Annotated in this window: 9 protein-coding genes; 1 reads left to right on the top strand and 8 read right to left on the bottom strand. The window is 64.6% G+C overall.

The genetic code is table 11. The features are described from left to right. Nucleotides 1-129: 129 nt before the first annotated feature. From AC27VE_RS10115 to AC27VE_RS10105, 3 genes are all read right to left on the bottom strand, one after another. The gene (locus AC27VE_RS10115) at nt 130-705 is read right to left on the bottom strand and encodes a GNAT family N-acetyltransferase (RefSeq protein ID WP_488703753.1); all 576 of its coding nucleotides are present in this window, start codon (nt 703-705) and stop codon (nt 130-132) included. Nucleotides 706-807: 102 nt separating this feature from the next. Then, complete coding sequence (locus tag AC27VE_RS10110; RefSeq protein WP_488703752.1) at nt 808-2223, bottom strand: sigma-54-dependent transcriptional regulator; 1416 nt, start codon at nt 2221-2223, stop codon at nt 808-810. Further along, entirely contained in the window at nt 2220-4079 is a 1860-nt protein-coding gene (locus tag AC27VE_RS10105; RefSeq protein WP_488703755.1) for a sensor histidine kinase, read from the bottom strand. Before AC27VE_RS10105 ends, AC27VE_RS10110 begins: the two co-directional genes overlap by 4 nt. A gap of 406 nt (nt 4080-4485) precedes the next feature. On the opposite strand from AC27VE_RS10105, the gene AC27VE_RS10100 reads away from it, so the two are divergent. Beyond that, a complete protein-coding gene (locus tag AC27VE_RS10100; protein WP_006227571.1) occupies nt 4486-5832 on the top strand; it encodes a dicarboxylate/amino acid:cation symporter in 1347 nt (448 codons plus the stop codon). Nucleotides 5833-5911: 79 nt separating this feature from the next. Here AC27VE_RS10100 and AC27VE_RS10095 read toward each other — a convergent pair whose 3' ends face one another. The 5 genes from AC27VE_RS10095 to hemF form a co-directional block, all read right to left on the bottom strand. Continuing rightward, nucleotides 5912-6535, bottom strand: a complete 624-nt coding sequence (locus AC27VE_RS10095; protein WP_488703751.1) for a Maf family protein — start codon at nt 6533-6535, stop codon at nt 5912-5914. A 34-nt stretch (nt 6536-6569) separates the two neighbouring features. Then, entirely contained in the window at nt 6570-7040 is a 471-nt protein-coding gene (gene rlmH, locus AC27VE_RS10090; RefSeq protein WP_488703750.1) for a 23S rRNA (pseudouridine(1915)-N(3))-methyltransferase RlmH, read from the bottom strand. Nucleotides 7041-7049: 9 nt separating this feature from the next. Further along, complete coding sequence (gene rsfS, locus AC27VE_RS10085; RefSeq protein WP_006227568.1) at nt 7050-7454, bottom strand: ribosome silencing factor; 405 nt, start codon at nt 7452-7454, stop codon at nt 7050-7052. A 74-nt stretch (nt 7455-7528) separates the two neighbouring features. Continuing rightward, on the bottom strand, nt 7529-8116 hold the full coding sequence (nadD, locus tag AC27VE_RS10080; RefSeq protein ID WP_488703749.1) for a nicotinate (nicotinamide) nucleotide adenylyltransferase: 588 nt from the start codon (nt 8114-8116) through the stop codon (nt 7529-7531). Beyond that, the gene (gene hemF, locus AC27VE_RS10075; protein ID WP_488703748.1) at nt 8113-9024 is read right to left on the bottom strand and encodes an oxygen-dependent coproporphyrinogen oxidase; all 912 of its coding nucleotides are present in this window, start codon (nt 9022-9024) and stop codon (nt 8113-8115) included. Before hemF ends, nadD begins: the two co-directional genes overlap by 4 nt. Between the last annotated feature and the right edge of the window lie 7 nt (nt 9025-9031).

Genomic DNA, 9031 nt, shown 5'->3' with positions numbered 1-9031 from the left:
TAAAACCCCACAGGTAATCCTGTGGGGTTTTGTCTTTGGGAAAACGGATTTGAATTAAAGAACCCCCCTCGCGGCTGGCGCCGCGAGGGGGGGTTGCGTTGGAGCGGGGATTCGAGGAGGCTTTCGCGGTTAGAGATCCGCGGGGTTTATCAGTGCGGTCAATACATGATCGTGCCAGGCACCGTTGATTTGCAGATAGGACCGTGCCTCTCCTTCGCGCTGGAAGCCCAGGCTGGACAGCAGGCGCGCGCTGCGCGCATTTTCGGGGCGGTAATTGGCCATGATCCGGTGCAACTTCATGTTCTGGAAGACGTGGGCGATGGCAGCCGTCAACCCTTCGCGCATCAAACCCTGGCCTTGCCATTGCTCCCCAATCGAATAGCCTAAATGGCACGCTTGGAATGCGCCTCGGACGATATTGCTGAAGTTGCAGACGCCAACGAGTTCGTCGGCATCCTGCATGAACAACAGCAGGTGAAGCGACTCGCCGTTGGCGTTCCGCTGAGCCATCCCTTGGAGCCGTTCGGCGACGGCATAGTGTTCAAAGAAGCCGGCATGGCGCAGCGGTTCCCAGGGCTGCAAATAGTCATGGTTGTCCAGCAGATACGTGCGAACGCTGGCGGCATGGGATACCGCCGCCGGTACCAGGCGTAGCCTCGGCGTGAGAAGCCCGTTGGCGGGAAAAGCGAGGGGAAGGGGAATCACGAAGCTTTGCCTGTCAGAGTGAGGGGAAGCGGGATCACGAAGCCTTGCCTGCCGGGCGTGAATCCTCAGGTCAATGGTCTGGCGAAGCGTCAACTGGCTGGATCAATCCGGACTACGCAAGTATTGTTGGCGATCGATGCCGTGGCGTTGAAGCTTGTCGTAGAAAGTCTTGCGGGGGATGCCGAGCGACTCCAGCGTGGCTTTGATGTCGCCTTGATGTGTGGCCAGCGCGTCGCGTATGAGCTGCGCTTCGAAGTGCTCCATCCGTTCCGGCAGGCTTTGCGTGGCGTCGTGCGCAGACGGAGTTTCCAGCGACGGGCTGTTCAACACACCCAGGACCACGCGTTCAGCGAAGTGTGCGAGTTCCCGCACATTGCCTGGCCAATCGTGCGTCATGACATATTGCTTGATCGACGCGGGCATCTCCGGGATGTCACGGTGAAAGCGGCGCGATGCGTGGCCAAGGTAGTGTGCGAAGAGCAGCGGGATGTCGTCACGGCGTTCGCGCAGGGGCGGAATTCGGATCGTGACGACATTCAACCGATAAAACAGGTCTTCGCGGAATTTGGCCCGGATGGCTGGGCTGCCCAGATCTTCCTTGGTGGCGGCGACGACGCGTAGATCCAGATTGCGGACGTCATTGCTGCCCAATGGGGTGATCTGGCGCGATTCGAGCACGCGCAGCAGCTTGACCTGCACGGCCAAGGGCATGCTTTCGATTTCGTCCAGGAACAGGGTGCCGCCGCTCGCGTGTTCGATGCGGCCGATACGTTTTTTCTGGGCGCCGGTGAAGGCGCCGGGTTCGTGTCCGAATAGTTCGCTTTCGATGACGCTTTCGGGCAAAGCGCCGCAATTGATCGCGACCAGGGCGTGATGCCGGCGGCGGCTGAGCCGATGGAGTGCGGTGGCCACGACTTCCTTGCCGGTGCCTGTTTCACCTTCAACGAGGACGTCGACATCGGCGTCGGCGATATGGCGCAGCGTCTGCTTGATGCGCTGCATGGCGGGCGTTGTGCCGATGAAAGGCACTTCGTCGGCTTCCACTGTAAACGCGGCTTCTCGCAGACGCCGGTTCTCCAGGATCAGACGCCGCTTCTCGGCGGCGTGGGTGATCGCGGTAAGCAGCCGGTCGGGAGGATAGGGCTTGGCCAGGAAGTCGTACGCGCCGTCGCGCATGCATTGGACGGCAGTGGCGATATCGCCATGGCCGGTGATGAGAATGACCGGGAGCTCGGGATCAATATCGCGCAGGCGGTGGAACAATTGCAGGCCATCGATATCGGGCATGCGGATATCGGTCACCACGACCCCGTCGAATTCTCGGTGCAGATGAGGCAGCGCAGCGCGAGCCGCCCCATGGGCCTCTACCGTCATCCCGTGCAGCTTCAGGGTCTGGACGTTCGCCCGCCGCAATTCTTCATCGTCGTCGATGAAGACGACGTGAGGCGGGGTGGGATTGCGTGGCGATTCCTCCGTCGAGGGGGAAGGGGAAGAAAGCTGAGCTGGGGCGCGGGTCATGGCGTGATGGCCGGAACGGACGTTGCGGGGGCTGCTTTGCGCAGCGTCAGGGTGAACATAGCCCCCTGTTGGGGACCGTGTGGGGTGGGAAAGCCTGGGTCGTTCGGACGCGCCGCACGCAATTCGCCGCCGAACTCGGTGACGATGTCGCGGCAAATGACCAATCCCAGGCCCAGGCCTTCCGGTTTGCTGGTTTGAAATGGCGTGAACAGGCGTGCCCGGGCGTCCGGCGACAGGCCGGGGCCGTTGTCGCTGACGTGGACCTGCACCGTTGCGCCCAGGTCTTCAAGCGCGACGACGACGCGCCCGTCCGGCCGGCCTTCCAGCGCTTCGAGCGCGTTTTGAAGCAGGTTGACCAGCACCTGTTCCAACCGCACTCGGTTGGCACGGACAAGGCAGTCTTGGCCATCAAGCGGCCGCTGCAGCGTGACGCCTTGGCGGCGGGCTCGGGGACCGACCAGCAGCAGGGCACCGTCCAGCGCTTCCTTCAGGCTGGTGGGGCCCACCGAGGCGCCGGCCTTGCGGGAAAACGCGCGCAGTTCGCCGGTGATGTGGCCGATGCGTTCGGTCAACGAGGCGATGGTGCCCAGGTTCTCCTGTGCGGAGCCAGAATCTGCGCGTCGAAGGAATTCGGATGCGTTGTCCGCGTAGGCGCGGATGGCAGCCACCGGTTGATTGATTTCGTGCGCGACGCCGGCGGCGACCTGGCCCAGCAGGGCAAGCTTGCTGGCTTGCACGAGTTCATCCTGCATGGTGTGCAGCCGTGCCTCTGTGCGCTGGCGCTCGTCCATCTCGTCCGTCAGTTGCTCATTGACCGCCAGCAACTGGGCGGTGCGTTCGTCTACCAGCGACGCTAGCTGCGCCTGGATGGCGGCCTGCTGTTCCGTGCGTTCGCGTTGGCGGTGCCGTCGGACCAGCACGATACCCAGGGCGGCGGCCAGCAGGCTCAGGGCTAGCAGGGCACCCAATTGTGCATTGGCGCTTGCCTGGTTCATGGCCGTTTGCACGGGCGACAGGAGGTGCAATGTCCAGCCCGGCGATTCCACGATGGGCAGCGTCGTGTGCAACAAGGGCGCGCCCTTGGGCAAGGGCGGCAAGGCGTCATCGGTGCGCACCAGCTGGCCTGTGCTGACCGGTGTGAGCGGCGGGGACAGCGGCAGCGGCCGGAACTGCGCGTCGCCAAACTGCAGGCTGGTGCGCAAGCTCTGCGCCATATCGGGCGCAAGCGGGGCCAGCACATCGAAGCGCCAGCCGGGGATGCTGCCCAGCAGCACCACGCCGTGTTCGTCGGTGACGAAGATAGGCGCGCTGGACTGGCGCCAGTCGGACTCCAGGTCGCGGAAATCCACCTTCAGCACGATGACGCCCAATAACGCGCCGTTGGTGTCGTCGATGCGCCGAGACAGGTACAGGCCGGCTTCATGGCTGACCGTGCCCAACGCGAAGTGTTCTGCGAAGCCGCGGGTGACGGAGCCTTGGAAGTAAGGCCGGAACTGGTAGTCCACGCCAACGAAGGTCGCCGGCTCGCGCCAGTTGCTGGCGGCAATCGCCAGGCCTTTTTTGTCCAGCAGGTAGATGGCGGAGGCGCCGACGCCATGGCTGAGCGTATCGAGTTTTTCGTCCAGCGATTCGATCTGTGCGGCAGATGCCCCCTGGAGCGCCGCCCGCACGTCGACGTCGCGCGTCAACACGAAAGGCAGCGCCCTGAATTTGTCCAGGTTGTTGCGGAGCAGGGCGGCATTGATCTGGCCGGCGGCGCGTGCTTGCACGGCGGCGGCCTGGACCGCGCCATCGCGCGCCCATTGCGTGGCGACATGCAGCACGCCGAAAACAACAGCGACGGCGATGAGCACCATGACGGTTCGCCCCAGCCACGACCCGTTGCCGGGCGAACGTCGCTGTTGCAGCGGCACGGCGGCTTGATCCCAGCCTTGGCGGGCGGGCGTTGAGGAGGAAGGGCGAGTCGGCATAATGTGTGCGGTTTTCCGCACATTCTATCTGGTTTCTGTGTGATTTTCCGCCGAAATGCGTAGCCTCAATGCAACCGAATTGGAGGGAAATGCCGAAATATCAAGGGTTTGACAGTCAACGCAGGCCGTTTCTCACCCTGGCACGGCTCTTGCATATATCGATGCAAGCCTGGCGTGGAATGCCCGGTGAAATGGGCTTGCGGCGATAACGCAAAGCCACAAAACAGATAACGCTCCGTCGCCCGCCGCGCTCAGCCGCCCGGGGCAAGGGGCATTGGTGGGGACAAACCCAATGATCGACGTGGATCACGGCGCGCCTGCGCGCAAGCTCAAGTTCTATCAAATCCTCTATGTCCAGGTGGTTTTCGCCATCGTGGTGGGCATTTTGCTGGGCGCGTTCAAGCCTGAACTCGGCCAGCAGATGCAGCCGTTGGGCGACGCCTTCATCAAGCTGGTGAAGATGATCATCGCCCCCGTGATCTTCCTGACCGTGGCATCCGGCATTGCCGCCATGAGCGACCTGAAGAAGGTCGGCCGCGTGGCGGGCAAGGCTATGCTGTACTTCCTCATCTTCTCGACGCTGGCCCTGATCGTGGGCATGCTGGTCAGCCATCTGGTCCAGCCGGGCGCCGGGATGCACATCGACCCCAAGACGCTGGATGAGAAGGCGGTGGCGACGTACGTGGCCAAGGCGCACGATTCGACGATCACCGGTTTCCTGATGAACATCATCCCGACGACGATCTTCAGCCCGTTCGTGGGCGGGGACATCCTTCAGGTGCTGTTCGTGGCGGTGTTGTTCGGCATTGCGCTGGCGATGGTCGGCGAGCGCGGCAAGCCCATCCTGAACTTCATGACGGCCCTGGCCCAGCCGATCTTCAAGCTGGTCGCCATCCTGATGAAGGCGGCCCCCATCGGCGCCTTCGGCGCGATGGCGTTCACCATCGGCAAATACGGCATCAAGTCGGTCGTGAATCTGGCGATGCTGGTGGGCACGTTCTATGCCACCTCGGTGCTGTTCGTGGTGGTGGTGCTGGGCCTGGTGGCCCGTTACAACGGCTTCTCGATCCTGAAGCTGGTGCGCTACATCCGTGAAGAGCTGCTGCTGGTGCTGGGCACGAGTTCGTCCGAGGCCGCGCTGCCCACCTTGATGCAGAAGATGGAGCGCGCCGGATGTTCGAAGTCGGTGGTCGGCCTGGTGGTGCCCACGGGATACTCGTTCAACCTGGACGGCACCAACATCTACATGACGATGGCGGCGCTGTTCATTGCGCAGGCCTGCGATATTCCGTTGTCGCTCGGGGATCAGATCCTGCTGCTGGCGGTGGCGATGCTGAGCTCCAAGGGCGCCGCTGGCGTGACGGGCGCGGGTTTCATCACCTTGGCCGCGACGCTGTCCGTCGTGCCGTCCGTGCCGATCGCCGGGATGACGCTGATCCTGGGCGTGGACCGCTTCATGTCGGAATGCCGCGCGCTGACGAACCTGGTCGGCAACGCGACCGCCGCCGTGGTCGTGGCCCGCTGGGAAGGCGAGCTGGATCAGGAACAATTGCATGCAGCACTTGACGGCCAGGCGCCGGCGCTGCCTGATGCCGTTCCGGCCGCCGAGGTCCAGACGCCCTTGAGCCATACGGCGTAAACCGCGGAAACTGCCCTGCAATGAAAAATCCCCCGGGTCGCAAGACCGCGGGGGATTTTTTTTGATCGTGCGGCGGGGCTCAGGGCGTCTGGATACCCGCTGCCCGCAATAGATTGGCCGTTTCGAACAGCGGCAGGCCCATCACGCCCGTGTAGCTGCCGGAAATATGAGAGATGAAGGTGCCCGCGAGCCCCTGGATGCCATAGGCACCGGCCTTGCCGAAGGGTTCGCCGCTGTCGCAGTAGCGGCCGATTTCGTCGTCGCCGAGCTCGCGCATGCGAACCTGCGTGATCGAGACGGCTTCCAGCAGTTGATCGCCTGTCCAGACGGCCACGGCGGTATGCACTTCATGGGCCGCCCCGGACAGGGCGCGCAGGATGCGAAGGGCGTCGTCGCGGTCGGCCGGTTTGCCCAGCACGGCGCCATCCAGGATAACGGTGGTGTCGGCAGCCAGCAGCGGCAGGTGGGGCAGGGCTTCGCTGTTCATCCAGTCGCGCCCGCGCAAGGCTTTGTCGCGCGCGGTGCGCCGGACGTAGTCGGCCGCGCTTTCTCCCGGATGCTGGGGTTCGTCTTCACCCGGAGGCGCCGGCACTTGCAGGACTTCATGGGCCAGGCCGATCTGGGTCAGCAATTCGCGCCGCCGCGGGCTAGCCGAGGCAAGGTAGAGGCGGGCGGGGGATTCGGAGTCGGCTGTCTGAGGCATGCGGGAACAGGATGGGCGCCGGCCCGGGCAGCGGTCAGGCGCGGTGGTAAGGATGGTTGGTCATGATGGCCCAGGCCCGGTAGAGCTGCTCGGCCAGCACCACGCGTACCATGGGGTGCGGCAGCGTCAGGGATGACAGGCGCAGTTGACCGCTGCACGAGGCTTTCAGGTCGGGGTCGAGCCCATCCGGCCCACCGACGAGGAAGGCGACGTCCTGTCCGCCTGCCCGCCACTGCTCCAGCTTTTGCGACAAGGCCATCGTGGTCAAGTCGCGGCCGCGTTCGTCCAGCGCCAGCCGCAACGCGCCGGCAGGCAGCGCGGCTTCGATACGTTTGGCTTCCGCCGCCATCATCTGGGTCGGCGTTTTGCCGGTGGTACGGGGTTCGGGCTTGATCTCGCGCAGTTCAAGTGCGCAGTCGGCCGGCAGGCGTTTCGCGTAGTCGGCCCAGGCGGTTTCTACCCAGTCCGGCATCCGCGTGCCCACGGCCGCAACGATCAGTTTCACGGCAGGGACTCAGCTTTCGGCGTCGTCGTAGCCGCTATCGGTGGGGATCGGCGCCGCACGGGTGGATTCGGGCAGGAGCTTCACGCGCACCGGCTTGCCGCCCCAGATCTCTTCCAGGTTGTAGTACTGGCGGATGGCGGGCTGCATGATGTGCACGACGACGTCGCCCAAGTCGACGACGACCCATTCACCGGTGTCTTCGCCTTCGATGGTGATGCCGGACAAGTCCAGCGCACGGCCGCTGTCAGCCACGCTGGAGGCGAGGGCCCGGGTCTGGCGGTTGGAGGTGGCGCTTGCAATCACGACGCGATCGAACAGGCTCGTCAGATGCGTGGTGTTGTAGACCTTGATGTCTTGCGCCTTGACGTCTTCGAGGGCATCGATGACGGCGCGTTGGAGTTTCGTTATATCCATAGCTGCAAATATAACCCGCGGACGGACGGCGGATGCCGGCTCCGTGGCGCTTTGGGCGCCCGGCGGGTGTGGGTTTATCGGTAAAGCTTGTGCGCCGCAATATAAGCGGCGACAGCGGGGGGCAGCAGGCCATCGGTGGATTCGCCGGCAGCCAGGCGCCGGCGGATCTCGGAGGCGGACACTGCCATGGGGGAAAAAGGCAGTTCTTCCAGGTTGTGTCCCTGTTCGTCCAGCCAGGCGGCCAGTTCGGCCGGGGGCGTCAACGGGGTGCCGGGGCGGGTGGCCACCGCCAGGTCAACCAGGCTGGCGATGTCGCGCCAGTTGCGCCAGGTGCAGAAATTGGCCAACTGGTCGGCGCCCAGCAGCCAGACATAGCGCGCGTCCTGCGGCAGGGCGCGCAGGGTGTCGATGGTGTAAGTCGCGCCACCGCGTTCGATTTCAATGGGATTGACGATCAGGCCGTCATGGCCGGCGATCGCCAGGTCCAGCATGGCGCAACGCTGTTGGCCGGTGGCGTGCAGGGCCGCGCGCTGCCAGGGGTTGGCGGCGGGGATCAGTTCGACTGCCGCCAGGCCCAGGGTTTGCAGGGCGTTTTTCGCCAAGGCGAGATGCGCGACGTGGACGGGGTCGAAGCTGCCGCCCAGGAGACCGATGCGTTTCAAACCCAGTCCCGCGGCGTCAGGTAGGCGGCGAGCTCGGCTTCGGGGGTGCCCGCTTCCGGCTGCCAATCGTAACGCCACTGCGCAAGCGGGGGCATGGACAGCAGGATCGATTCCGTGCGGCCGCCCGATTGCAGCCCGAACAGCGTGCCGCGGTCGAAGACCAGGTTGAATTCGACATAGCGGCCACGGCGATACGCCTGGAAGTCGCGCTCGCGCTCGGAATAGGGCAGTTCGCGCCGTCGTTCGACGATGGGCAGATAGCTGGGCAGGAAGGCGTCGCCGACCGAGCGCGTCAGGGCGAACGAGGCGTCAAACCCCGGCGCATTCAGGTCGTCGAAGAAAATGCCGCCGATGCCGCGGGTTTCGTTGCGGTGCTTGAGGAAGAAATATTCGTCGCACCAGCGTTTGTAGCGCGGGTAGTACTCGGCCCCATGCGCCGCCAGCGCATCCCGGCAGACCGTGTGGAAGTGCCGGGCGTCTTCTTCGAAAGGGTAGTAAGGCGTCAGGTCGATGCCGCCGCCGAACCAGAACACGTCGGATTCCGTGTGGCCGGGACGGGCCGCGGCCATGAACATCCGCACGTTCATGTGCGTGGTGGGCACATACGGGTTGCGCGGGTGCAGCACCATCGACACGCCCATGGCCTCCCAACTGCGGCCCGCAAGCTCGGGGCGGTGGGCGCTGGCCGACGGGGGCAGTTTCGTGCCCTTGACGTGGCTGAACAGCACGCCCGCCCGTTCGAACAGCTTGCCGCCTTCAAGCAGGCGCGACAGGCCGCCGCCGCCTTCAGGCCGGACCCATTCATCGGCGCGGAAGGCGCCGCCTTCCGCTGCTTCCAGGGCGCCGACGATGCGGGCCTGTAAGCCGGTGAGGTAGTCGCGGACCGAGGCGACGGGCAAGGCGTTCATCTATCGC

The sequence above is a fragment of the Achromobacter sp. 18P8.1.1 genome (assembly GCF_057799415.1).
Note: the sequence above shows the minus strand (reverse complement) of the source record. Positions and strands in the feature narration are given on the sequence as shown.